The sequence below is a fragment of the Peribacillus glennii genome, from assembly GCF_003429105.1.
GTDB classification, from domain to species: Bacteria; Bacillota; Bacilli; order Bacillales; family DSM-1321; genus Peribacillus; species Peribacillus glennii.
On record NZ_QVTD01000016.1, the window covers coordinates 103,491 to 127,950 of the forward strand.

Here is a 24,460-nt window from a genome sequence, read left to right on the forward strand (position 1 = left end):
AGAAAAACACACTCCCCTAACCTACTTGCTGGAGTGTGTTTTTATGTTTGTGAATCATCTGTCTTTAAATTGGAATAGTAAAAAGAAAAAGGATGATTCCATGGCGCAATATAAAGTGACATTTGAATTTGTTAACAATTGCAAAAAAGTATTCCAAGTTGAATTTGATTCAACAGAGAAAGCAAGGGATGATTTACTTTCCCAAGGTGATTGGGTGGACTTTCAAGGATGTTTAGTAAATTTGACAAATGTTATTATGATCGACATAAAGGAATTAGAAAGCGAGTCACAAAAGAAATGCAGTTGAGGAAGCGGGATTATTTTATGTGGGAGTCACTAGATCAAAGGAGAATTTGTATATTAGTCAAATTGGAGAAGGGAATCAGTTTGTTAAGGAGTATTTTAGATGAAATTAAATCATTAAATGTTAATTATTAGATAGGTAGCAATAATAGCTGCCTTTTTATTTTGGATTTAAAATATACCCCCTTGTTCTAACCAGGAACGGTCAGATTCCTGGTTAGAACAAGGGGGGGAGTGGTTCCCTTTTATACACATTATCTATAAACTGAACTTGGAATTTTCACTACCGATTACCTGCTGCGTAGTATGATACTTCATACTCTTGAAATACTAAGTAAATTCCACCATTTGTAAAGTGAAATTGGGAATTTTTATTGACAGGTTCCTGACGATATATCGGGCGGAACACTTAACGAAGCATGTACGTTCCGCCCGATTAATGACGGCGCACAGTAACAAAAATCGAATACGAACCAGCGCCTTACAGAGAGCGTAAAGTACGTGATTTATTCGGACGAGTACAGCACCGAGTTACACGATCTAATCGCAGAATATATGACGCCGGAATTGCTAGACTCAGAGATTCCCCGAATGGTTTATGAAACACTTGCCTTTGACGACCGCTTAGAGGACGTTCAGGACATTGAATATACGAAAGAAGGCGACAAGTTGTATATCAGTTTCCGAGTTGTCCCTGTCAGTGGCGGCGTAGAATTTTACGCAGGAGGTGATTTTGTAATGGCTTTGAAGAAAACTGCGGAACAGGCGAAAGTCACGGCGGATAAAGCATTACAGAAAGCGACTGATAATGACAAGGACATAGAGAGAATACAGACAACTACGAAGTGGGCGATTGGCTTAACGATTACTTCAACTCTTTAGCATCGGAGAATTATAAACATACTCTTGGACATAGCGAGTTTTCGGACTATTCTTGGAGATGGTGTCCGGAATTTGATTATAAAGCAATTACTAATCGAGTATCCTAACGTAAATCATAGGGCGGGCTGTTTTCCGTCCATACATAAAGAAAACCTGCTCGTTTACGAAAACGGCGAATCTCATTGTACTCCAAACTCCCCAAAATTTCATATTTCACACTTCTTTGAGGCTTACTTTGTCTTTCCCTGTAGCAAAAGTAAAAAGAATATTAAAAGAAATAATTTTAATACCGATAAAGTTATTGAGTATATGTTCGTACAAAAGATGTCATTAACTTTTTTGCAGAAAAAGAGGAGAGAATATGAAAAAGCAAAAGATTTTTATAACTACCATTACGCTGATTGTTCTATTTTTCGGCATACAGCTTAATGTTCTGTCTGCATCGAAAACGATCAATATCACGGACAGTTACTTGAATAAAGAAGTGCGGAGATTATTGAACAAGAAGACTGGTGCATTAACACAGGTAGACATCCTTAAGTTAAATGCACTAGGTATACCAAAAAATACAAAAAGCTTAAAGGGCTTGGAATATGCGAAAAACCTTGAATTACTTGATTTTTATCAAGTCAATGCATCAAAGATTGATATGCGCCCTGTTTCAAAATTATCAAAACTGCAAGTATTATCTATGAGTGAGTCAAATATTACTGAAATTAATTTTGTTCGAAACTTGAAAAACCTACAACATCTTGAATTAGCTGATAATAAAGTTAAAGATATATCAGCGATTTCAAAATTATCAAACATCAGATATCTCGATATATCAAAAAATGAAATCGGAAATATAACTCCACTTAAGAATTTAAATAAATTAGAAACACTCCAGATGGATAGTAATTATATTATTAATTTAGCTCCCTTAATGAATCTAAAGCGGCTAGATATAGTCCATATGGCAGATAATAAAATAGATAGTATCACACCGTTAAAAAATTTAAATATTACATTTGCAAACTTAGAAAATAACAATATACGAGATATTTCAGTTATAAAATTCATGCCAAAGCTTGGAGTTGTTTTACTTAATAGTAACCAAATAATGAGTATTAATGTTCTTAAAGGTAATAAATCAATAGGTAAAATAGAGCTGAAAAAAAATAATATATCAGACATTTCTCCTCTGCTTTATATGCCAACTCTAAGAGACGTTTTGCTTTACGGGAATCCATTAAATCAAGATTCTTCGATGATTTTAAATGCATTGAAAAAGAAAAAAGTCCATGTGGACGATATAAACTAGATGGCGAGGTGAATTCGTTTTTACATTTGTTTCGCCAATGCTTTTATTCAAGGCGGATGATCCGTTCGATGATTCGGACTACATTACCGAGCTGAAACTTGACGGCATCTGTTTAATATATTGGTGGACTTGGCCGGGAAGGTACGGCCATAACAACGAAGTTACAGCTGAATTTCCAGTACTGGTTGCGCTGGGCTCAACGCTTCCGCCTGGCACGACACAATACGGGGAGATTATCGTTAGCGAAACAAGAAAGAGCAAGAAATTGAAGACTGATGGTTTGTGGCAGAGTTATAGCGAAACCAAATATTTTATTAAACCAAGGCCAATGTCGTATGTTGGCTTTTTTTATGTCGCATTATAGGAGTTCTTTACAGACTGTTTACTGAAAATGATTTCTTTTCATCTCGTCATTACCGGCACGGCTAAAGAAATATTAAGTCCAGGATTTCTTTAAACCTCTTATACACAAGTTCAAAAAGTTTCACTGGGCAGATAATTAATGAAGAAGACGAAAACTTATCTTTTACTTTGCTGTCCCAATCATGCGAGAATAATTTGAAAATCCGCACTTTATAGAATTTATGCAAAACTAATCAAAATACCCATTACCAAATCTTCGAAATTGAATAGCTTATATTGTTAAGTCAAAAATTCCGATAGGAGGTATATATTGAAGGGTATTATTCTTGCTGGAGGAAGTGGGACAAGACTTATCCCGCTGACTCGAGTGATTTCAAAATCTCTGCTTCCGGTCTATGACAAGCCCATGTTCTATTACCCGCTCTCCATTCTTATGGAGGCTGGAATCAAGGATATTATGATTATTTCAAGTTCCAGCGATCTTCCCAGATTCATCGATGTTTTAGGGGACGGCTCACAGCTTGGGATCTCGCTGCAGTATGAAGTCGAGCCGTCTCCCATTGGAATAGCAGGTGCTTTTCTGATTGGTGAAACATTTATCGGCCAAGACAACGTGGCTTTAATCCTGGGGGACAATGTCTTTGGGCACAATCTCGGTCCTCTCCTCAAAAAAGCCGTGAGCCGAAGCCATGGAGCAACCGTTTTCGGATTTCCCGTCGATGATCCAGAGCGTTTCGGTGTGGTATCATTCAATGATGCTGGACAAGTTAATTCGATTGAGGAGAAACCGGCTGAACCGAAATCCAACTATGCCGTAACGGGATTATACTTCTATGACAATCGTGTTGTGGATATTGCCAAAAAGATCAAACCCTCTGCCCGCGGGGAACTGGAAATTACCGATGTCAATAAGGCCTATCTTGAAATGGGCGCGCTGCATGTGGAATTGATGGGGAAAGAATGTCCATGGTTCGATACAGGCACCCCCGGTTCCTTATTAGAGGCCGCTGTCTATGTAAGACAATTTGAAGAAGAGAAAGGTGTTAAAATCGGCTGTGTTGAAGAGCTTTCTTTTAAGAAGGGGTTCGTTTCTAGAGATCAGCTCATCACCCTGGCCAATTCTCAGACTAAATCAGGATATGGCAAATACCTGCTCAGGGTAGCAAACACCAAGGAATAGTACAAAAAATGAAACCGGGAACATTCCCGGTTTTTTGTCTATGCCTTATTAATATTACATCCTATTTTACTTGGATGGATCTACTTTACACGAAAAGGCGTCAGTTTTAAAATTTGCTCATATATGTCGGGCAAATCCACCAGAGTTTTCCCCGACAGCATTTTCATCGATTGAGCCACAATCTCTGCCCCATTTTGGGGTACTTTGCTAAAGGCTTGATTGTAGTGATCTTTTTGGCTGATCATTTGTTTTATTCTTGCCGCCAGTTCCAGCAAAGGCATGTCATGCTCCGCGACACAAGACTCCTCTCCTGCCAGCTCCTTCAACATCATATTTTTGACTTCGCGTTCCTTTGTATCTGCAGGCAATGACAGCAAAGGAGTGCCTGTAGAGATGCAGTCCATCAAGATGCCCATTCCAGGTTTACTGATCACGAGGTCAGCTGCGTTCACTAATTCACGGCCATTTTCAAAAAGAGGCGCCTGGACTATTTTTGGATTGAATGGAAAGTTTACTCCCCCGAGCTGGCCTGCGACAACAATCCGGTACTGTATCTCCAATTGATTGATTTTTTCATACCATTCATCCATGTAACGGTAACGGAATTTCCCAATCCCTCCTCCCATTTGAACCAGGATGAATGGTTCATCGGCCGGAATCCCCAGTCGTGATTTCACCTGTGCTTGCTGCATGTTGATATCACGGGCTATGATTGGGATTGGCATATATAAAGTAGTCAATTCCGGAATTTCCTTTGGCTGTGTTAGATTGATATGAAAAAAGATATCCGTTGATCTTTGGGAAACCGCACGGATTTGTTGCTTAAATTTTGTGGTCCAGTCTGTATCATCATCCGATACACTCAGATCACTATGATAAATTCCGCCTATAATGGGTCCCTGGCCTTTCCGCTGATTCTTCGTCTCCTTGACTTCATCTCTCCAATCATGAATAAGTAAGTCTGCATTAAGAAGCTGGTCTGCCCCTTTTCTAAAATGTACGGCATCATGTATTTCTGTATCAGTGAGGTTCGACTTCAACCATTCATGTGTATGTGAATAAGCAAAAATTTTCACCTCTTCACTGCTTATGTTCCTGAATTTTGAGATATTTGCGACACATGGGTTCAAGTGGCCCAGGTTTTTCCCGACAATATAATGAATCAATTCTGCTCCGCCTTCCTTTCCTGCCGTCTGAGATATTCCATTATCATATGTTCCGCACATCCATTAGTACTTGGCTATCATCCAAAAAGACGAAAAATGATGATATTTCATGATCATCCCGTCTATGCTACTAACCTCTTGCTCTGAATCCTCCCTATCCAAAAAAAAATCAGCAGAATACTGTCTATACGCCCAGGAACATATCAGACAAGGCCTTCATAAAATATTGTAATTGCGGCATGGAAGGACAGGTTAGGTTGCTTCCTGCTGCTAATTTGCAACTCCAACAGAGGCGGTGGAATATCAATGTCACGTGTGGCAGTTGTAAGAGGGTGGTATCTTCCAATCAGTGAAACATTCATTTACTCTGAATTGGTAAATGTCAAATCGGTTTCTCCTATAGTTTGTTGCAAGAAGATCATGAACCTGGAGCATTTCCCCTTTGAACCTATTCACCAATATAAGGATAATGATGAGCTGATGCACATCCTCCGCACACAAAAAATCAGCCTGATTCACGCAAGGTTTGGTGTAACGGGAGCTGATTTGCTTGAAGTCAAAAAAGTGCTCGGGATTCCGATGTTGACTTCTTTTCATGGTTTTGACCTGCCGACAAATTTAAAGTCCATGCAAAGGTATGGTAATCGGCTGGAGCCTTTATTTGAACATGGAGATGCATTCACGGTTACTTCAGTTAACATGAAAAACATCCTTGTCAAATATGGATGTTCTCCGGAAAAAATATTCGTACATCACAGCGGAATCAATGTAGGGAAGTTTTCATACAAAAAGCGCTCAGTACCAGAGAACGGGATTATCACGGTTCTTTCTGTCGGGAGGCTCATTGAGAAGAAAGGAATGGAATACCTGATTGAAGCTGTTCATCAGGTTCATCAAGAGTACCCAGGCATCAGGCTGCGAATTGCCGGGGATGGCAAATTAAGACGGACGCTTGAAAAACAAGTAGAGCGGCTGCTATTAGGTGAAGTCGTCGAGTTCCTGGGGGAAGTTACCCATCAGGCTGTAGCAGAAGAAATGGAAAAAGCCCAGTTATTCGCCCTCGCCAGTACGACTGACAACGTCGGAAATCAGGAAGGAATTCCAAATGTTTTAAAAGAAGCGATGGCATGCGGTTTGCCTGTGCTTTCAACAAATCACGCAGGAATACCGGAGCTTGTAGTGGATGGAAAATCGGGTTTACTCGTTCCGGAACGCGATTCCGCTGCATTGGCCGAGCGCTTGCTGCATTTTATTCAGCACCCCGAGGATTGGGAAAGGTTCGGTACACACGGCAGAGAAACCGTTGAACAGTTCTTTAATATTGAAAGGCAAATAGAGAATTTAGAAGCAATATACAGCTCGCTGCTGTCAAAATAAGTTTAAGTAAGAGGTGTTGAGTTTTGCCCAAGGTAAGTGTCGTTATTCCCACTTATAATCGGGGAGAGTTTACAATTCATGCAGTCGAGAGTGTCCTTGCTCAAACGTATAAGGACTATGAAATCATTGTTGTGGACGATGGTTCCACGGATCATACAGAAGAACTATTGGAGCGATATAAGGATCGGCTCCGCTATGTAAAGCAGGAAAATCAAGGCCCTTCTGCTGCCAGGAATACCGGCGTCCGCCTTGCGGAAGGTGAATACATCGCCTTTTGTGATTCGGATGACAGATTTCTGCCTGAGAAGCTCGAAAAACAAATGGAATTTATCGAAAGGAACCCTGAGTGCAAATTTTTATATACCTGGTATTACAATGTGAATAATCAAGGGGAATACACAAAATTACGGAAGCCGAATACCTGTAATAGTAATGAGCATTTGCAATATTTTTTGTTTATCCGCAAATTTACGATCAGGACATCCACTTTGTTGATCCACAAGAGCTGTTTTGAAAAGGCGGGGCTCTTTAACGAAAAATATTGGTATTCCCAGGATTGGGATATGTGGCTTCGGCTGGCTGCCTATTACCGTGGCTTTTGTCTGGAAGAGCCTTTAGCTGAATATTGGCTCCATGGGGAAAATCGGAGCAGTCTCAGTGTTAGAATCTATCATCCGGAAATTATTGAGTCCACACGAAAGCTTTATGGATGGGATGATCAAAAGATTGCTGAATTGGGAGAAAAGTATGGAAAAAGGCGAAAACAAGGGACGCAATCCCCGTCTAAAAATGCCAGAAACGGGTCAAACAACACGGATGTTAAGGGGGATAAATCTGGATGAAAATTGCTTTAATATGTTCAGACAGAGGTCCCTGTCCCCCTGTGAAAGGCGGAGCCATCCAATTATTAATCAGCAAAATTGCACCCTTGCTAGCTAAAACAGATGAAGTTACAGTATTCTCCATCACCGACCCTTCCCTCCCCGATTCAGAATGTACAAATGGTGTATACTTTGAACGCTATGATAAGGACCATTTTTTCCAACAAGTTTGTCAATCGCTAAAGGAAATTCAGTTTGATGTGATCCAGGTTTACAACAGGCCAGGCTATATTCCCTTTATTCGGGAGGCCTCGCCACAATCAAAGATCATCCTGTCGCTCCACAACCTTGTCTATAACACTTTAAAAATAGAACGCGCTCTTGCCGAAGCAGCATTCAGGGAAGTGGATTGGATCTTTACAGTCAGCAGGTTTGTCGCTCAAGACACCGCCGAAAAATTCCCTGACGCTTCCGCTAAAATCCAGCCCCTTTACACTGGTGTAGATTTGGATGAGTACTCACCCATTTGGTCAAAGACAGGACGAGAATGGCGAAACGAAATTCGCTCATTGTATCATCTCGAATCCAAGGATCCGGTCATTCTCTTTGTAGGGCGTCTTGTACCAGACAAAGGATGCCATCTTATTTTAGCCGCAATGAACGAGATTCTGAAAAACGTCGAACGTGCAAAGTTGCTGATAGTCGGAAGCAAGTGGTATGCAGATCAATCGACCAGCAAATATATAGAGGGCCTGAAACAACTAGCGACGGAACATGAAGACAGTATCGTATTCGCTTTCTATATACCGGTAGACGAAATTCCAAAGTATTACGCAGCTGCAGACCTTTTCATTTGTCCATCGCAATGGAAGGAGCCGCTTGCAAGAGTGCATTATGAGGCAATGGCGGCAGGATTGCCCATCATTACAACCAGCCGGGGCGGAAATCATGAAGTAGTTCACAACGGAAAAAACGGGATTGTGATCAATGATTATAAAAATCCACTGGCATTCGCAGCCGCTGCGATTGACGTCCTCAATGATCCACACAAAGCAATCGCAATGGGCCAAGCCGGCCGATTAGACGTCAAGGAGATTTATAACTTTGACCGGGTCACCTCCGATATCAAACTCCTCTATACAAAACTCGTTAAAAGCAATGAGTAAGTACAAATTCGTCCTCAAACAACGGAAGAATTCGAAAGGAAGAAATGGATCATGAAAGTTACAGTGATTGGTTCCGGATATGTGGGAACCACGACTGCTGCAGTGTTAGCTACCTTGGGCCATCACGTAATCGGTGCGGATGTGGATTCCGCAAAAGTAAAAAAGTTATCGGCCGGGATTCTCCCATTTGTAGAGCCTGGTCTTGACGAAATGCTGAAGGATAATATTCTCAGGGGCACATTAACCTTTTCCGATCAGGTCGAGGAAGCGATTCAGGCAAGCGACATCCTGTTAATTGCCGTCGGGACTCCTTCGCTTGATAATGGTACTGCCGATTTAAAATATCTCCGGTCAGTAGCTGATACAATAGCCGCTTCCATTAATGATTACAAGGTCATTGTGATCAAAAGCACGGTCCCCATTGGCACAAATCGCTGGTTATCGGATTATCTGGGGGAAAAAGTCGCTGACCGCACACTATTTGATGTCATCTCCAATCCGGAATTCCTGCGGGAAGGCCATGCCGTCTATGATACTCTTAATCCTGACAGGACTGTCATTGGCGGAAACAGTCAGGATGCCATTACCATTATAAAAAAACTGTATCACCAGCTTAACAGTAAACTTGTTATATGTGATTGGGAAACAGCTGAATTAATTAAATACGCCTCAAATGCTTACCTTGCAGCCAAAATTTCCTTTATCAATGAAATTGCCCAAATCGCAGACAAGACGGGAGCCGATATCCTTCAAATCGCTTACGGAGTCGGTTTGGATCCGCGGATTGGAACAGAATTTCTTCAATCGGGAATTGGTTATGGCGGCTCCTGTTTTCCCAAGGATGTAAAGGCGTTGATTTCTACAGCGGATCTGATAGGTGTTGAAACGCATATTTTGAAAGAAATAGAGTCCGTTAATGAATCAATGCCTAATGTGTACCTGGCGAAATTGGCTGATTCTCTTGATAAGGTAACAAATGAACCCTGGACCATCTCGATACTAGGTCTCACTTTTAAACCTGAAACGGATGACCAAAGAGAATCTCCTGCAATTAAGATTGTGAACAAACTCCTGCCTGCGTGCAAAGAGATCCGCATCCTTGACCCTACCATTCAATCAAACACAAAAACTCCTTGGCCTAATGATAGTAAAATCATAGTCTGCCAAACAATCGAAGAGACATTGGTCGGAGCCGACGCAGCCGTCCTGTGTACTACTTGGGATACTTTCACCAGCATTGATTGGAATGAGGCAAAAGCTTATATGAAAAATCCGATCCTATTGGATGGGCGGAATCTTTATGAACCAAACATAATTAAGGCAGCCGGCATAACCTATCTAGCATTAGGGAGGGGAAATCAAACATGAAGGTACTGGTTACGGGTGCAGCTGGTTTCATAGGCTCTCACTTATGTGAAAGGCTGCTGGCTGAAGGACACGAGGTGACGGGTGTTGATATGTTCCTGTTCAAAGAATGGGAGCGCTTCAAGCAATATAGCACTGAAGAGCTTTTGCAGCATCCAAACTTCAAGTTAGTCAACGGCAATCTCTTGGAGCTTGATTTAAAAGAACTACTTGAGGGGATTGAAGTCGTCTTCCATCAGGCAGCGATTGCGGGCGTCAGGAATAGCTGGGGAAATAACTTTCGTCAATATGTGGAACTGAATATCCTTATGACTCAGAGGCTCTTGGAAGCATGCAAGTACCTGCCCCTAAAGAAATTTGTGTATGCCTCGACTTCCTCCATTTACGGTATAACGGACGGCAGTACCTCTGAAGACAAACCTGCAATGCCGATTTCTCCGTATGGCACAAGTAAATTGGCCGGTGAGCATTTAGTCCATATATATCACCTCAATTTTGGGTTGCCGGCAACTTCGCTGAGGTACTTCACCGTTTATGGTCCAAGGCAGCGCCCTGACATGGCCTTTCACAAATTCCTGAAAGCAGTCCTACAAGACGAACCCATCACCCTCTTTGGCAACGGCCAGCAAACCCGGGATTTCACGTATGTGAGTGATGCCATTGAAGCAAATATTCTGGCGATGAACCACCCGGAGCACGGAAATGTGTTTAATATCGGGGGCGCGGAAAGGTCTTCCGTGAATCAAGTCCTTTCTGTTATGGAAGCTGTCACCAGCAAGAAAATAAAAATCGATTACCAGCCCAGGCAGCCCGGTGATCCTCTTCATACATGGGCGGATATATCGCTGGCGCGTGAAAAACTGGGATATACACCGAAAATCACCTTGCATGAAGGGATCCAAAATGAGTGGGAATATATCAAGAAGATGTATCACTCCTAAACAGTATTGTGGGCGAGAACCCGGTGCATTTGTTTAAAAACACTTCACAATATAAGCCTGCTTTTTCACCTACACCTGGAGGAATGTAGATGTTAGAAAAAGTATCTGTGCTGATGCCATACAAACCAGATTATGGGGTCAGAGATAATTTATTCAAATGGGTACAATCTTTTTACAAAAATATGATGCCCGAGGTTGAAATTTGTATCGGGGAGTGCAACAGTGAACTGTTTAACAGATCGCAAGCTATAAATAATGCTGCAAAAATTGCAACAAGAGATGTGTTTGCCATTATAGATACAGATGTCGTATACGACCCACAGGTGTTAATCAATGCGGTCCAGCTGCTTGATGAACATGCCTGGGTTATCCCATATAATAAAATACTGGACCTATCACAATTTAGTACCGAAGCACTTTTGGGCACCGATGCCCAATGGCCCCTTCCCTTCAATGTAGAATTCAAGGATCGATTTGAGTTGAAGGATCATAAACCTGTAGGCGCATTTGCAGTCCTTAGCCGCGCAAACTTTAACCTGGTCGGGGGATTTGATGAAAGATTTGCAGGCTGGGGCAGAGAGGACAATGCATTCAGGGATGCGATGAACACCTTATGCGGTCCCTACAGAAGGATCAACAAATACGATCTGTACCATCTCTGGCATCCTAGGACAGAAGCTAAAGGAAATCCCAACTTTGAAAATAATCATAAATTATATAAAGAGTACGCTAAAAGAAGAGGGAATGCAGATGAAATGAGAAAATGGATCAAGGCACGTAGACAATCCGGATCGTAAGCTCCCTTCTCTTTAATACAAACTACACTAAACTGTTCTTAGAATGATAGGTCATTTGATTTCCGGTCCAGGCGCTTCACTTTCCGCTGTGAGGGCGTTAGAGGCTCCTCGGCGCTACCGCTCCTGTGGTATTTCACCTGTCGTGCTGCCCACGAAAGAGTCTTTTTGCCTGGAACGTAGATCAACTGACGGGACATCCAAAACCAAAAATGACTGCACCACGTCTGCCAAACACATCTTTCAATGGGAGGGGCAGTCATTTTTTTATACATATTAGCTGGATTACATATACTTCTCGGTCGTGAACAACCGATAATCGTGAAACCACTACAATCCTATTTTGCAACGGCATACTTAGCCTGCTTCTTGCAAACCTTATCTCCAAACTCTTCGGTAGTCGCTGCGCCTGCCAAATCAGGTGTCACAACAACACCTTCCTCAAACACATCCTTTAGAGCTTCCAAGATGGCTTCTGCTTCACCTAGATCCTCAAGCATTGTAGTTATAAACCATAATCCTTTTAATTAGATACTTTTAGGTGCTCCTAAAAGTATGCTTTTTTCATATCTGAATAGGTTGAATCAAAACTTTCAACCCTAAGATTTTCATGCGTGCGATTAAGGCCTTGATAGGTAATAATTAACTTGTATACTATAAAAAAGCACTGTAAATAACTATATGCTAAAAAATCAAAAAAAAATCTCAGAAAACGTCTAGTAACTGGATTTTTTTGACCTATATATAATGAGTAGTGAACGCGCTTACCCGCTTATTAAAAAGTAAAGGAGTGTAATCTTTAAATGACCCAAACAGATTTGATAAGCAAGTTTTTTCTTGGGATAGATTCTTTTGCAGGTAGGTTTTTAGAAGTTACTAAGCAGCTTGAAAGCAAGGTCTTAAAAGGGATCGGTATAGTGACAGAGTTTGTAAACAATTTGGATTTACGCGAGTGGAACCTATCAATGTATAATAGCGAGCCCTGTCATGATTCTACTACGTTACCGGATGATGTAAATGTACTTGGTATCATGTTGTTGGAGGAAGTTTTTGTGGATGAGGATGTCGGAATAATCGATATGTATTTTATTGACTCTTTAGGTGTAAAACCAACTCATGATATAAGACATGCCTTATGGAGGATTGTAGTTTAATCATCCCGCTGGATTGAAATAGACCAGACAATCTATCAATTATTTATTTGTTTAGTGATTAAAGAATCAAAAAGAATAAAAAGGGATCGCGAAAAAAGGCATAGACTATTAGTAAGTCTGAAAATATAGCTTATTATATTTCCAGATTTTATAACTGATAACAATAGGTTCCTAAATCCTGAAACTGCTGTTTTACGTGCAGAGGAGCAGGCGTATTAGATATAACATTATCCATAGAGTAAAGAAAGATGGTTCGCCCCAGGAGAGAGAAATGCTTCGACTGCTATTAGCAGGATACTCCCCTGCTGAGTGTGTAAAAATAATAGGTGTAAAATGGTCGTGTTATCAGGCCATACAGAGAAAGTTAGGAAGAGAATTAAAAAAATTCCTATATATATTGAAAAGGAAACCGTTCATTAAAGAGCGGTTTCTTTTATTTTATGGAGGTGACGTTAAGGTGGCATTGGTAGAGCAGTATTAACATATCAACCAAAAGGGATTGGAGAATATGCAGGACAAATTGTTCTTGGTCGTACAGAGGATTCTGAAATTCTAAGGTTACTCCGAGATCATATTATTTCTAATGCAAAAGAAGAAGTAGGGATGTCCACCTTTCAAATCCTCCAGCTACAACTATGTCGAAAATACTATAATAGCTCAGCTGGCATTCATTGTGATTAAAAGTGTTCATTTTTATTTAGCAAAAACTGTTCAATTTAGTCTAGCAGTTACAATAATAGCTGCCTTTTTATTTTGGATTTAAAATATACCCCCTTGTTCTAACCAGGAACGGTCAGATTCCTGGTTAGAACAAGGGGGGAGTGGTTCCCTTTTATACACATTATCTATAAACTGAACTTGGAATTTTCACTACCGGATTACCGGCTGCGTAGTAAGATACTTCATACTCTTGGAATACTAAGTAAATTCCACCATTTGTAAAGTGAAATTGGGAATTTTTATTGACAGGTACATCACTTTGCTTTTCCAAAGTTGTTAGACAAGATGTACAGGATATTTCTTAAAAGTTGTCTCAGTTTAAACTTAAATATGCAGAATTATGAAAAGCGTATTCCTGCAAGGGACAACGCTTTTTTATTTTGTCAAATGTTTACACTAATTACAGGGGATATTTTCTAACACAGGAATAAGGGATTTCTTTCAATCAAAACTATCTATTAAAAGTTGGGGCTAATAACAGGGCTATAAGTAGGGCTAATATAGAACGCCTCACAGCCACTGTACAGCCCTACTATATAGAGGCATACCATACCACTAACGCACAGCCTACCTCACACACCCCAGCACACGGGCATATATACAGGGCATAGGCATAGCACAGGGCAACAGCACAGCACCACGAGGGCAACAACACCGCCACCGCACAACAGGCAAAGGCCAAAGGAACAACGAACAATAGAACAAACGAACGCAAGAACGAATGAACAAAAGAAACAAACAAACGAATGAAAGAAAAGAAACAACAGCAACTAGGCACTAATATAGTAAGGCATAGAATAAAGATCATAACGAGGAATATATACAGAAGGGGGTTTATACGGGGAGGCACCCTTCTATATCCCTCGTCTGGTGTCTGCAAAATATATACACCATTTTTGAATACCTTCCACGTACAACTCTATCCCAACAGCTAATAACAGCAATTGCAGCAATTTCCTATAACTTGTTGCTGAGGGCGATACTAACGCCATTAACTTTTGTTTTGTGGGTCATTGTATTACTCGAATCGCTGTACCCTTCTAGTAAACGGGGCGGTTAAGGCTTTTGGGGTTTTCATATTGTTTAACAGCCTGAAAAAAATTGCACCATTTTTGTGAGGACTTTTTGGGGCTGTAGAAAAGGGTCCTGGTAAAAATTACAAAAAATTTTAAGTCTATTTTATTATATCAATATAATTACAAAGATGTTACAATTACTTTCGCATCAAGAAACAAACATACATAAAGGGGAAATAAGTTATGACAATAGAATCACAAGTGAATAAGGTTAAAGTTCCGTTCTACAAGAAATGGTGGGTTACACTAATTGCTGGTATTGTAATTGGTGGTGCTATATTCGGTGGAGGTTCAAATGAAGCTACTGAAACTGACACTAAGATAACTGATGAAAAGGAAACTACTGAGACTGCTGCTACTGAACCTAAGAAGGAAGAAAAGCCAGCACCTAAGCCAGTGGAAAAAGCACTTACTAAAGTATGGGAAAACGAACAGGTAATTATCAGCTTTAAAGAGGTTAGTTCTGAGGGAATGAAATTCCTCGTTGAAAATAAGACAGACAAAACGATTCTTATTCAAGGTGATAGTGTTGCTGTAAATGGCTTTAGTTCAAGTGATCTTACAATGTCAGACCCCATTTCACCTAAGTCTAAAGGGTACGCTGTAGCACAAACAACTGAGTTAGCTGACGCTGGTGAACCTACAAAGGTATCAGGTAACTTACGAGTAATTGACAATGATAGTTATGATACTGTAAACGCCACATTCACTGACGTTCCGGTGAAATAAAGGCTAAATGGGTATTCTATAATGGCAAGCTACATACTCATGTCAAGGAGTACCAGAAAAGGTGCTAATAATAGATACACAGGAAGTTAACACTAACTATCTCGTGGGTAAGAAGAACTTAAAACCTTACAAAAGAAAGTAAGACACTCACTAACGAGTGTCTCAGACTGTAGGCAAACTCGATTAAAATCGAGTTTGCCTACAGTCTTTTTTGTTTTAAAATATTAATAGAACAATGCTTGAGGTGATGAAGATGCTTTCCAAACATAATTCCATTCAACGAGACCAAATTGAAATGATTGCTTTAGACCAGTTGGCATCTGCGAATCATTAAACGGAGGCAGCCATTGATTTCTCTTTCATTTATGACTTGGTAAAAGATGTGTATTCTGAAGTCGGTCGTCCAAGTATTGACCCAGTTATATTAATTAAACTTACATTTATTCAATATACATTCGGCAGTCGCTCGATGCGCCAAACGATTGAAGAATTGAAAACAAACATGGCCTATCGTTGGTTTTTAGGCTATGGCTTTTATGATTAAGTGCCCCATTTCTCTACCTTCGGTAAAAACTATGAGCGCCGTTTTAAAGATACAGACCTATTCGAACGGATTTTCTATCGGATATTAAAGACGGCAGCTGAGAAAAAATTCATTAGTGCCGAACATGTCTTTATTGATTCCACACACGTCAAAGCGAGTGCGAATAAGCATAAATTCGATAAGAAAGTCGTGCGAAAAGAAACTCATGCCTATCAAGAACGTCTTTAGGAAGAAATCAACCAGGACCGTGAAGATCATGATAAAAAACCGATCCCCCCGGACAAGTTCGAGAAAGAAGAATCGAAGGAAATCAAGGAAAGCACCACTGATCCGGAGAGTGGCTACTACGTCAAGGATGAACGGACCAAACAGTTCGCCTATTCCTTCCATGCGGCCTCAGACCGCAACGGCTTTGTGCTAGGGACGTCGTGACACCGGGGAACACGCATGACAGCCATATCCTGGAGCCGTTGGTGGAACAGATTATGGAGAAGGTCGGAAAACCGAAAGCTGTTGCGGCAGACGCGGCCTATAAAACACCTGCTATTACGAAGTATTTGATAGAGAAAGAAATGACGCCGGCCATGCCATATACACGGCCACGCACAAAAGATGGGTTTTTCCGGAAACACGAATGGTCTATGATGAACACTTCGACTGTTACCTTTGCCCGGCTGGTGAGGTCCTGAAATATTCGACGACGAACAAGGAAGGCTATCGTGAGTACAAGTCATCGAAGCACATATGTGCAACCTGCCCATTTTTATCGCAGTGTACCGAAAGCAAGGACCATCAAAAAGCTGTCACCAGGCATATTTGGCAGGAGTATGTGGAGGAAACTGACCATCTTCGTCATCACAAAGATGTAAAACCGATTTATGCGAAACGAAAAGAAACGATCGAGCGTGTATTCGCAGATGCAAAAGAAAAGCATGGCATGCGTTGGACAACGTTAAGGGGACTTAAAAAATTGTCCATGCAGGCGATGCTTACTTTCGTTGCCATGAATCTTAAGAAAATGGCCAACTGGACTTGGAATGGTCCAGAAACGGTCTGAAAAATGAGGCTAACACGCGTGAATTCACACTCAAAATAAAAAAAATAGAAAAGAATGACCAAAAGGGGTTCGGAATGAGACCATTCCAAACCCCTTTTGTCGACAATCTGGGAGGCTTTTGCCTCTTTTTTTATGTGATTAAGTAATCAACTATAGACTGCCTACACTTAAAAAGTTACATTAAAGATAACAGGCTTAATTCCATTCAAATAACCATGAAAATTAACATAGAGACAAGGACGTGGCAAAATGAATTCCCTTTTGATGGAAGCAAAATACTTAACTGATAACTCTGAAACATTAGCTAAAAAAATCGTTGGTGATATTCTTCGAAGGTTAGGTGTCTATTTTCCCGAAGCAGAGAAAAAGTATTATTATGATGTTTATATTGAATTTATAGAACTATTGGCTGAAGCTATTACGTTAGGTGAAGATAGAGTGCCGCAGCGTTTTATAGAAATGAGCAAAGAAAACGGAGAGCGACAAGCAGCTCTAAAAGGAAATATTTCAGGAATGATAGGACGCTATCCTTCTATTCGTTTAGGCTTTATAGAACAAATGACTAAAATTGCAATAGAACATAAGCTTTCCGTAGAAGATACAGTGACTTTAAATAAAACAGTTAGTCATATGCTTGACATCAGTGTTACAGAAACAATACTTGCCTTCGAACGTGAAAAAGATACTCTGCTCGATAAAAGAGAAAGAGAAATAAACAAACAGCAAAAAGCCATCAATGAATTATCAGCTCCAATTGTTCCAATTCAAGACGGGATTGCTATTCTCCCATTGATTGGAGAAGTAGATTCTTATAGGGTTGAATATTTCTTGAATAAGGTTTTACCGGATATTCCTCGATTAAATATTAAGTGTCTTATTATTGATTTCTCTGGTATTGTGACCATCGATACAAACGTTGCAAGCCATTTGTTTAGGGTTCATGATATTCTTCGTTTGTTAGGAATACATGTAGTTTTTACTGGCATTCGCCCTGATTTAGCAACACAAGTTATTAACGGTGGCATCGATTTTTCAATGATTGAGACATATGCAAATGTCATGAAAGCCATAGAAAACATGAAGAATCGGTTTTAACAATCGAAAATAAAAGGGGATATCAATGTGAAAATTTTGAAGTTCTTCAAAGATATTTGAAAAATAATGAATCTCAACCAGAGGAACCTAAAGCAGTTAATAACCAAGCAGAAAATCAAATGCCAAACAAGTTTAACCAACCAACTACAACAAAGCCGAATAAAGCCGTTATTAGCAAGCCTATGCAAGATGATAAATATAAAGCACACTATGAAGCTTTCGATAAATGGTTATGTCCGCACTGCGCACATCAATTCGAAAAACAGGAAATAGTCATAATGCACATAATATCCTTTATGGTTCGCCTGGCTAATCCTTCCGCCTTTTTCAGTAGCATAAACCGTTCAAACATTTCCTGCATGGTTAAGAAATCCTGGGTCTGAAAGGTGGACGCTGCGGTATCCCTTTTCATCTTCCTGGTTACTCTTCTTTGCATAACAAAAGCCCCTTAACTAGTATTAAGCGAGCTACGAACCATACGGTTTTCTTGATAAGTCCAACACGGTTTTCTATATCGGTCTCAAACGGTCTTGTCTGAAACTGGCTGGAAACTGTTACGTATATCCCTATGTATGGTCATCTAACGCAAAGGTGAATGAAAATGCTCAAACCCTTGCGGCTGTAAGTTAATATGGCGGGACCGTGTGGGTATCGAACCCACCAGAGACGACACGCGCCTCTCACGCGGTTTTGAAGTTAGAGGGTATGTATTATTTCTGGTATCTTTAAATTACGTCAAGTTGTTGGTATTCACTGATTCTATAGGGTTTCATACAATTGAATGATTTTTAGTTTTATCTTGTTATCTAATATTATTTGAATTATGTTACCAAAATGTGACCAAAAAACAGTGTATAAAAAAGGAATAAATCATTTAATTTAGTCTTTATTAGTTACCGACATATTTGCAAATCCAGCAAGGGTTTGCTTTTTTTATTGAAGACTCATATAAGATGCAAAAGTGTTTAGATGTGCTATAACAGGCTCGTTTTTATTATTTTGGGCCTGAAGGAGTGAATCATGGGATAGTTTGTTAACTGTGTGCCAAAATTGCCCTAATTAATCTGACAGTAAGAATCGTCAGCTGAAATTGCCGATAATACGCAGACATATCAGTAAGTGTTCCTTAAGTACATCAATAAGATTAAACATATTTACAAGACAATTCTAGTAGAACCCTCCAATAATGAATCGAAACAAAGATGGCTCAGCTGTATTAGCGAGTAATACATCAATTGAAATAATATAGTTATTTGGCGAGGATATTGTCTTACCAAAGGGAAAGGAATTAAAAAGGGATCAACATAATAATAAAATGGTTTTGTTCAAGCTTATCGAAATGACAAAAGAGGTTGTATGTTGCGAATGTGAGCCGGAGAAGTATCAAAAAACAAGGAACAGCAATTACGCCTATCGGAGTTATAAATGCACCGTTTGTCCTAGCCGTTGATGATGGTTTTCAACAAATCAGTTGCTTGCACCTCAGTTATTCCTCTGATTAACCCTAATTCGCCAACTAAAATCTTCTTGGCGTTCTGCAACATTTGTTTTTCGCTGGAATTAAGAGTTTTTTCATTTTGGATGCGCGTTAAATCACGTACTACTTCAGCACCTTCTTGTAATTTACCTGTTCTCATTTTATCTGAGTTGATCTGGTATCTTTGTTTCCAGGATAATGACCTATCGGATTCTCCTTGATGGACAATGTCTAATACATTTTCCATGGAAATCTTATTTTCAACCGAACGTATGCGTAAATTGGTAACATTCTTGATTGGGATGAGAACTTGCATATTATTCATCAGTATTTTTATTACATAATATTTCTGGGTTTGTCCTTGTATTTCTTTTTCTTCAATTCCCTCTATTACACCTGCTCCATGCATTGGATATATAATTTTATCGCCAATTTGAAACAAATAATCCACCTCCACGTATCATATTACCATGATAACATTTGTTGGGACTTTTATCAAAACAAATATAATATCATTAAGATAAATAAATGTCAACAGTTTTTGATTTTTTTCAGGCGTTAATTATTAAATTGTTTTTCATAATGCTATCTTAAAAAAATTATAAAAAATAGCATAGATTTAAATTATTCTTCAGGTTTGCTGAGTTCACAGTAACGTGCTTAATTTTTTTTTACAACGTCCATAACACAATGACGTTCCAATGGAAAAAGAGAGCTATGTCCACCGAACCGGAAGAACAGGGCGTGCTGGCAATAAAGGAAAAGCCATTACATTTTCCACACCAATGAAGGGAAATTCCTTAAAGCAATTGAAAAGTACATTGGATTTGAGATAACTACAATAGAAGCACCGAGACATGAGGAAGTTGCTAGCGGACAAGCTGCTTTCGAAGAAAAATCAGCGGCACCCGAGTAGTGAAAAATAATTATTGACCATAGGCTCGACAGACTGCGCGAATAAACAAAGATATCATGAAACTCCATTTTAGCGGGGGGAAAAAGAAGAAGATTCGAGCTGTCGATTTTGTTGGAACAATTTCAAAAATAACTGGAGTATCAGTAGATGATATTGGAATTATAACAATCCAGGACAACTTGTCATATGTGGATATTCTTAATGGAAAAGGATCACTAGTCTTACAAGCCATGGAGAATACAACGATCAAAGGAAAGAAACTGAAAGTTAGCAAGGCGATAAAATAAAGAGTACAGCAGGGCACTTATATGGCAGTGTAGATTCAATCACATTGGTTGAATCTACATGACGTTGAACTACAAAGGATATTATAATTTATTATATTTGAATTTAGTGTGAGGAAATGCATTTTTTCGTAAGGTGGGGCCATAGTACAAGAAAATCACGGCAAGAAAAACCAAAGCACCTATTAACACGAGCCTTGAGCCTTTTAAATTAAGTATCAATGCGCCCTCACTGTTTCAATTTACTGTCAACTGCTGACTTGACTTCGATGAAGCCTAATAGGAAGCCACATCTGAGGATAGGGAGACTTGGGAGGGGGAAAATCCACCAATGCCGTTTTGAGATCGATCCAGTACAGATTCGCCAGCCCCGCCCACACCAATTGGCCAGTTGATCGACCAGTGGGCTAGGAGCCTCGTTTACATTTTTATACAGGAAAATGATTTGAAAAAATTCCTTATTCTAGGATTCCTTGTTCTAGAGAACAGGAAGTGGACTCCATGTAGAAATGGACCCTGAAAAGTTATTGGAGCAATAACTTTTCAGGGTAACTATATAGGTGATATGGCGTCTGGCTAGTTGAAGGTAGTCATATTTCGGTAGTGGAGCGACTGATTATGCAAACCAAGACACCAAATGAATCATGTTTTTCAAAGGTTTAACCCTTTTCAGATTGCTACTAAATATAATCCCAGCTACAAGTTGGTTCAACCTTTATTCACAAACCAGTATTTGTCTTTCAAATGCACTTTTACCTTTCCGTACAACACAGCGGTCTGTAATTTTAAAACCAGCCTCTGCCACCATGTCATCGATTGTAACAATGGTTACAACGACAGTCTTTTTGGAAAAACGGCGGGCATGTTTTAAAATCAAGAGCTGATCTTCTGGGGTAGCATGAGTATAAAGATTGTACGGCATATCGATAATTGCCACATCATAGTTTTGTGTAACTTCCGAGATGGATCCTGTTACTACCTCTCCATGTAGTCCGAAGTAAGCAATATTCTCCCTCGAACCATTTGTTACTAAATAATTAATGTCGCGCCCAACAATATGTATTCCCATAGATAAAGCTTCCACTAAAACTGTCCCAATGCCGCAGCAAGGGTCAATTGCGTTTATACCCTCAGGATTCGGAACGGCGATATTGGCGACTGCCCGGGCTACGCGGGTACTAAGAGCCGTAGAATATTCCCGCGGTTTTTTCAAATGGCGGAGCCAAACTGCTTCTCCTTTTAAGTACTTCCCAAAATACCATCTGCCGCCCAACGTAACCACACCAAATACCTCATCCGGATTATGAAGGTCTGCTTCACCGTGAATCCGCCAGCCAATATCCCGTTCTATTTTCAACCGTTCCTGATACTCTATTTTTTCCGACTTTTCAAGATCATTAATTTTAACGAAGACGACCTTGAACGTTAATGCGTTCAGGTGTATTTGATCAACCTGTTCCAATATTTCTGCCAGGTCTTCTCCTTCAAACATCACTTCAACACGTTCCTTGATAAACGGGCTTCTGCTTGGGTCAATCATCACCGGGCTTTGTATTATGTTTTTCGAACTGTCCTGACCAAAAAAAGAGCGCATTTCCAAAAGACATAGGGATCTTTCCTCTTCACTGCATACATATGTATATATAAACTGACGTGTCTGGGTAAGATTGTCCAATCGATTCTCATCCTTTATAAGCTAATTCTTGTTAATTATGGAGTTGTTTTAAGCCGGATTTAGCTGTATCACCAGCTCCAAACTTCTAAAGGGATAGTTTATCAGTTATTGTTTGAATAGTGAACTCCATTAACTCAGAGAACCTTTATGTCCTGTTTATGTTCGGGGAACTATATCAAATAAGATTTATAATTAAATCATTTATACTACATCCAAGATATAAAAGGGACTTGTAACATATTGAAAGAGGCTTCTCATGGTGTCGACAAACTTATGAAGCCTCTTTTTGTTACTAACTTCTATTAATGGAAAGGTAGATGGAGGAGGAGGATTGTCTGCTCAATCAGTTAAACATCATCATAGGTTAATTTCTAAAATCTTAAAGGATGCAGTGAAATGGGATTTCATAGTAAGAAATGTGGCGGAGGCTGTGACGCCACCTAAGACTAAAAAAGTGGAAATGCAAACTTGGAATAACGAGCAAGTCAAGAGGTTTTTACAGAAGTCCAGAGATACGGTCTATTTTCCGATATATCAAACAGCTATATCAACAGGTATGCGTCGTGGAGAAGTTTTAGGTATCCGTTGGCAGGATATTGATTTTGATAACCAGCTTATCTATGTAAGACAAACTTTGCAGCCTATATTGAAACAAGGACTTACGTTCAAGGAGCCAAAGTCTGGTAAGAGTAGATCAATAACACGTAACGGCAAGCTTAATTAATGTTTTAAAAAAATTTTATAAGAAACAACTAGAAACCAAGTTATTGCTGGGCAAGGAATATAATGATATGGGTTTAGTTTTTGCACAACTAAACGGAAATCCTATTCAGCCATCAGAGGTAGCTAAAAAATTCTTGAAAATAATTGAGGCAGCAGGTTTACTAAGAATAAGGTTTCACGATTTAAGACATACACATGCTACTTTGATGCTACAGCAAGGTGTAATCCTAAAGTGGTATCTGAACGCCTAGGTCATTCAACGATTGGCATAACAATGGACACCTATACTCACGTGTTACCAAACATGCAAAAAGAAGCCGCTCAACAGTTTGACCAACTTATTAAATTACCGATGTGACCAAAATGTGACCATAGAGGATATTTTAAAGAAAATTCTATTGAAAGATGGCTTCGCAATAATACTTCGAAATCCTTGGAAATCCTTATATAATAAGGATGGCGGGACCGTGTGGGAATCGAACCCACCAGAGACGACACGCGCCTCTCACGCGGTTTTGAAGACCGAGGGGCGCCTTCGCGATAGGTCATGCCGTTCAATCCCCGTCAGGTCAACGTTCAATCAAACGCCTACACGGTTTTCACCGATAGTTACATACAGTTTTCGTTCATCCTTTACGGTTTAATAATAGGCGAAATTGGACAAGATTGTCAACGTGAAAATAACGATCGGCTAAGGAGAACACAGTAGGGAAGACCAACGAAAAGGGTAACGGGTAAGGTTCCGGAAGGGAGCCGCAAGCCTTATTCCGTCTGTCATTCCGCATACATAATGTTACATTTCGACGTTTCCATACCGTGCTTGCATAACGTCTATTACACCGGCTGCACGCCTCTGGCGCGTGCTTCCGTTGAATTCCACACCCTCTATTTACCGGCCCAGCTTTATGCAAGATTCGCAGGAAATCCATCGCCAGAAACCGCGTTAAATCAACGATGTATAAAATAGTGCATAACCGATAATTTCGCGAAGTTGTCCGACCCTACTGCTGTATGGAGTACGCCCCCTACTAACTGAAGATAGTGGACATTATGTAAACTACTTTTGTATATCGTATTCACTCGATGTATACGGATTGACCATCGCTGACTATAAACGGTTAGGGGGTACACCGGGTGGGCGCCCCCGATTTTTGCGGCGATTGACTACGATCACATATAAGTATTATTTTCGATTTCGGGGTAAAAATTCCGGAAATCATTTTTTATCTCGGGGTTTAACGCAATTTAATGAAACTGTAATGCTGGATTTTATTGGAAATTTTTCTATCGTTCCTCGCTATCTACCCGTTATACTAGACGTAAAGGGGGCGATATGATGAAGAAGTTTT

The 24,460-nt window shown here is 40.0% G+C and carries 23 protein-coding genes and 3 pseudogenes; 20 read left to right on the plus strand and 6 right to left on the minus strand.

Translation table 11 applies throughout. The features are described 5' to 3' along the window. The first annotated feature begins 43 nt into the window (after positions 1–43). Both D0466_RS18945 and D0466_RS23685 read left to right on the plus strand, forming a co-directional pair. On the plus strand, positions 44–307 hold the full coding sequence (locus D0466_RS18945; RefSeq protein ID WP_117324093.1) for a hypothetical protein: 264 nt from the start codon (positions 44–46) through the stop codon (positions 305–307). Between the two features lie 19 nt (positions 308–326). Continuing rightward, entirely contained in the window at positions 327–410 is an 84-nt protein-coding gene (locus D0466_RS23685; RefSeq protein ID WP_407675651.1) for a hypothetical protein, read from the plus strand. A gap of 176 nt (positions 411–586) precedes the next feature. Here the strand turns inward: D0466_RS23685 and D0466_RS23690 are convergent, their stop codons facing one another. Continuing rightward, complete coding sequence (locus tag D0466_RS23690; protein ID WP_117324094.1) at positions 587–712, minus strand: DUF3298 domain-containing protein; 126 nt, start codon at positions 710–712, stop codon at positions 587–589. 86 nt (positions 713–798) lie between these two features. Between D0466_RS23690 and D0466_RS18960 the strand changes: the two are divergent. The 4 genes and pseudogenes from D0466_RS18960 to rfbA form a co-directional block, all read left to right on the plus strand. Beyond that, positions 799–1,185: pseudogene (locus D0466_RS18960) on the plus strand (contractile injection system sheath initiator); the annotation flags it as partial. A gap of 361 nt (positions 1,186–1,546) precedes the next feature. Beyond that, positions 1,547–2,488, plus strand: coding sequence for a leucine-rich repeat domain-containing protein (locus D0466_RS18965; RefSeq protein ID WP_117324096.1), 942 nt, complete (start codon positions 1,547–1,549; stop codon positions 2,486–2,488). Between the two features lie 37 nt (positions 2,489–2,525). Beyond that, on the plus strand, positions 2,526–2,852 hold the full coding sequence (locus D0466_RS18970) for a hypothetical protein (RefSeq protein WP_117324097.1): 327 nt from the start codon (positions 2,526–2,528) through the stop codon (positions 2,850–2,852). Between the two features lie 309 nt (positions 2,853–3,161). Then, positions 3,162–4,031: a glucose-1-phosphate thymidylyltransferase RfbA gene (rfbA, locus tag D0466_RS18975; RefSeq protein WP_117324098.1), complete on the plus strand. Its 870-nt coding sequence runs from the start codon at positions 3,162–3,164 to the stop codon at positions 4,029–4,031. 80 nt (positions 4,032–4,111) lie between these two features. Here the strand turns inward: rfbA and D0466_RS18980 are convergent, their stop codons facing one another. After that, positions 4,112–5,197 carry a glycosyltransferase gene (locus D0466_RS18980; protein WP_158555954.1) on the minus strand — a complete coding sequence of 362 codons (1,086 nt, stop codon included), beginning with the start codon at positions 5,195–5,197 and terminating at the stop codon, positions 4,112–4,114. Positions 5,198–5,503: 306 nt separating this feature from the next. Here D0466_RS18980 and D0466_RS18985 point away from each other — a divergent pair, with 306 nt between their 5' ends. The 6 genes from D0466_RS18985 to D0466_RS19010 all read left to right on the plus strand — a co-directional run bounded on the left by D0466_RS18985 (position 5,504) and on the right by D0466_RS19010 (position 11,664). After that, on the plus strand, positions 5,504–6,574 hold the full coding sequence (locus D0466_RS18985; protein WP_117324100.1) for a glycosyltransferase: 1,071 nt from the start codon (positions 5,504–5,506) through the stop codon (positions 6,572–6,574). A 23-nt stretch (positions 6,575–6,597) separates the two neighbouring features. Then, a complete protein-coding gene (locus tag D0466_RS18990) occupies positions 6,598–7,416 on the plus strand; it encodes a glycosyltransferase family 2 protein (protein WP_117324101.1) in 819 nt (272 codons plus the stop codon). Continuing rightward, the gene (locus tag D0466_RS18995) at positions 7,413–8,561 is read left to right on the plus strand and encodes a glycosyltransferase family 4 protein (RefSeq protein WP_117324102.1); all 1,149 of its coding nucleotides are present in this window, start codon (positions 7,413–7,415) and stop codon (positions 8,559–8,561) included. Before D0466_RS18990 ends, D0466_RS18995 begins: the two co-directional genes overlap by 4 nt. A 51-nt stretch (positions 8,562–8,612) precedes the next feature. Then, entirely contained in the window at positions 8,613–9,929 is a 1,317-nt protein-coding gene (locus D0466_RS19000) for a UDP-glucose dehydrogenase family protein (RefSeq protein WP_117324103.1), read from the plus strand. Continuing rightward, positions 9,926–10,867 carry an NAD-dependent epimerase/dehydratase family protein gene (locus tag D0466_RS19005; RefSeq protein WP_117324104.1) on the plus strand — a complete coding sequence of 314 codons (942 nt, stop codon included), beginning with the start codon at positions 9,926–9,928 and terminating at the stop codon, positions 10,865–10,867. The genes D0466_RS19000 and D0466_RS19005 overlap by 4 nt, the downstream gene beginning before the upstream one ends. An 89-nt stretch (positions 10,868–10,956) precedes the next feature. Continuing rightward, positions 10,957–11,664, plus strand: a complete 708-nt coding sequence (locus D0466_RS19010; protein ID WP_117324105.1) for a galactosyltransferase-related protein — start codon at positions 10,957–10,959, stop codon at positions 11,662–11,664. Positions 11,665–11,999: 335 nt separating this feature from the next. Here D0466_RS19010 and D0466_RS22345 read toward each other — a convergent pair whose 3' ends face one another. Beyond that, positions 12,000–12,161: a hypothetical protein gene (locus D0466_RS22345; protein ID WP_158555955.1), complete on the minus strand. Its 162-nt coding sequence runs from the start codon at positions 12,159–12,161 to the stop codon at positions 12,000–12,002. A gap of 303 nt (positions 12,162–12,464) precedes the next feature. Here D0466_RS22345 and D0466_RS19015 point away from each other — a divergent pair, with 303 nt between their 5' ends. After that, positions 12,465–12,815, plus strand: coding sequence for a hypothetical protein (locus tag D0466_RS19015; RefSeq protein WP_117324106.1), 351 nt, complete (start codon positions 12,465–12,467; stop codon positions 12,813–12,815). An 841-nt stretch (positions 12,816–13,656) separates the two neighbouring features. On the opposite strand, the gene D0466_RS23695 is transcribed toward D0466_RS19015, so the two are convergent. Next, entirely contained in the window at positions 13,657–13,806 is a 150-nt protein-coding gene (locus tag D0466_RS23695; protein ID WP_158555956.1) for an RsiV family protein, read from the minus strand. 988 nt (positions 13,807–14,794) lie between these two features. Here D0466_RS23695 and D0466_RS19030 point away from each other — a divergent pair. The 4 genes and pseudogenes from D0466_RS19030 (at position 14,795) to D0466_RS21955 (ending at position 18,419) form a co-directional block, all read left to right on the plus strand. After that, a complete protein-coding gene (locus D0466_RS19030) occupies positions 14,795–15,340 on the plus strand; it encodes a hypothetical protein (protein WP_117324109.1) in 546 nt (181 codons plus the stop codon). 253 nt (positions 15,341–15,593) lie between these two features. Beyond that, positions 15,594–17,087, plus strand: a pseudogene (locus D0466_RS19035) (IS1182 family transposase). 118 nt (positions 17,088–17,205) lie between these two features. After that, positions 17,206–18,036 carry an STAS domain-containing protein gene (locus D0466_RS19040; protein WP_233522705.1) on the plus strand — a complete coding sequence of 277 codons (831 nt, stop codon included), beginning with the start codon at positions 17,206–17,208 and terminating at the stop codon, positions 18,034–18,036. A gap of 56 nt (positions 18,037–18,092) precedes the next feature. Continuing rightward, entirely contained in the window at positions 18,093–18,419 is a 327-nt protein-coding gene (locus D0466_RS21955; RefSeq protein ID WP_142919950.1) for a hypothetical protein, read from the plus strand. A 1,056-nt stretch (positions 18,420–19,475) separates the two neighbouring features. On the opposite strand, the gene D0466_RS19050 is transcribed toward D0466_RS21955, so the two are convergent. Beyond that, complete coding sequence (locus tag D0466_RS19050) at positions 19,476–19,970, minus strand: CarD family transcriptional regulator (protein ID WP_117324112.1); 495 nt, start codon at positions 19,968–19,970, stop codon at positions 19,476–19,478. Between the two features lie 235 nt (positions 19,971–20,205). Between D0466_RS19050 and D0466_RS19055 the strand changes: the two are divergent. Further along, a pseudogene (locus tag D0466_RS19055) lies at positions 20,206–20,716 on the plus strand (DbpA RNA binding domain-containing protein); the annotation flags it as partial. Between the two features lie 712 nt (positions 20,717–21,428). Here the strand turns inward: D0466_RS19055 and D0466_RS19060 are convergent. Continuing rightward, positions 21,429–22,388, minus strand: a complete 960-nt coding sequence (locus D0466_RS19060; RefSeq protein WP_233522707.1) for a TRM11 family SAM-dependent methyltransferase — start codon at positions 22,386–22,388, stop codon at positions 21,429–21,431. A gap of 331 nt (positions 22,389–22,719) precedes the next feature. Between D0466_RS19060 and D0466_RS23390 the strand changes: the two genes are divergently transcribed. Together D0466_RS23390 and D0466_RS23700 are read left to right on the plus strand one after the other, a co-directional pair. Then, positions 22,720–23,112 (plus strand): tyrosine-type recombinase/integrase, encoded by a 393-nt coding sequence (locus D0466_RS23390; protein WP_117324113.1) that lies wholly within the window; start codon positions 22,720–22,722, stop codon positions 23,110–23,112. 43 nt (positions 23,113–23,155) lie between these two features. Next, entirely contained in the window at positions 23,156–23,362 is a 207-nt protein-coding gene (locus tag D0466_RS23700) for a tyrosine-type recombinase/integrase (RefSeq protein ID WP_158555957.1), read from the plus strand. Positions 23,363–24,460: the final 1,098 nt, after the last annotated feature.

What these genes read in the sequence shown, in the direction of transcription:
- D0466_RS18945 (WP_117324093.1), top strand. Translation starts at nt 44, where the DNA reads ATGTTTGTGAATCATCTGTCTTTAAATTGGAATAGTAAAAAGAAAAAG.
- D0466_RS18965 (WP_117324096.1), top strand. Translation starts at nt 1,547, where the DNA reads ATGAAAAAGCAAAAGATTTTTATAACTACCATTACGCTGATTGTTCTA.
- D0466_RS18970 (WP_117324097.1), top strand. Translation starts at nt 2,526, where the DNA reads ATGCTTTTATTCAAGGCGGATGATCCGTTCGATGATTCGGACTACATT.
- D0466_RS18985 (WP_117324100.1), top strand. Translation starts at nt 5,504, where the DNA reads ATGTCACGTGTGGCAGTTGTAAGAGGGTGGTATCTTCCAATCAGTGAA.
- D0466_RS18995 (WP_117324102.1), top strand. Translation starts at nt 7,413, where the DNA reads ATGAAAATTGCTTTAATATGTTCAGACAGAGGTCCCTGTCCCCCTGTG.
- D0466_RS19000 (WP_117324103.1), top strand. Translation starts at nt 8,613, where the DNA reads ATGAAAGTTACAGTGATTGGTTCCGGATATGTGGGAACCACGACTGCT.
- D0466_RS19005 (WP_117324104.1), top strand. Translation starts at nt 9,926, where the DNA reads ATGAAGGTACTGGTTACGGGTGCAGCTGGTTTCATAGGCTCTCACTTA.
- D0466_RS19010 (WP_117324105.1), top strand. Translation starts at nt 10,957, where the DNA reads ATGTTAGAAAAAGTATCTGTGCTGATGCCATACAAACCAGATTATGGG.
- D0466_RS22345 (WP_158555955.1), bottom strand. Translation starts at nt 12,161, where the DNA reads ATGCTTGAGGATCTAGGTGAAGCAGAAGCCATCTTGGAAGCTCTAAAG.
- D0466_RS19015 (WP_117324106.1), top strand. Translation starts at nt 12,465, where the DNA reads ATGACCCAAACAGATTTGATAAGCAAGTTTTTTCTTGGGATAGATTCT.
- D0466_RS19030 (WP_117324109.1), top strand. Translation starts at nt 14,795, where the DNA reads ATGACAATAGAATCACAAGTGAATAAGGTTAAAGTTCCGTTCTACAAG.
- D0466_RS19040 (WP_233522705.1), top strand. Translation starts at nt 17,206, where the DNA reads ATGGAAGCAAAATACTTAACTGATAACTCTGAAACATTAGCTAAAAAA.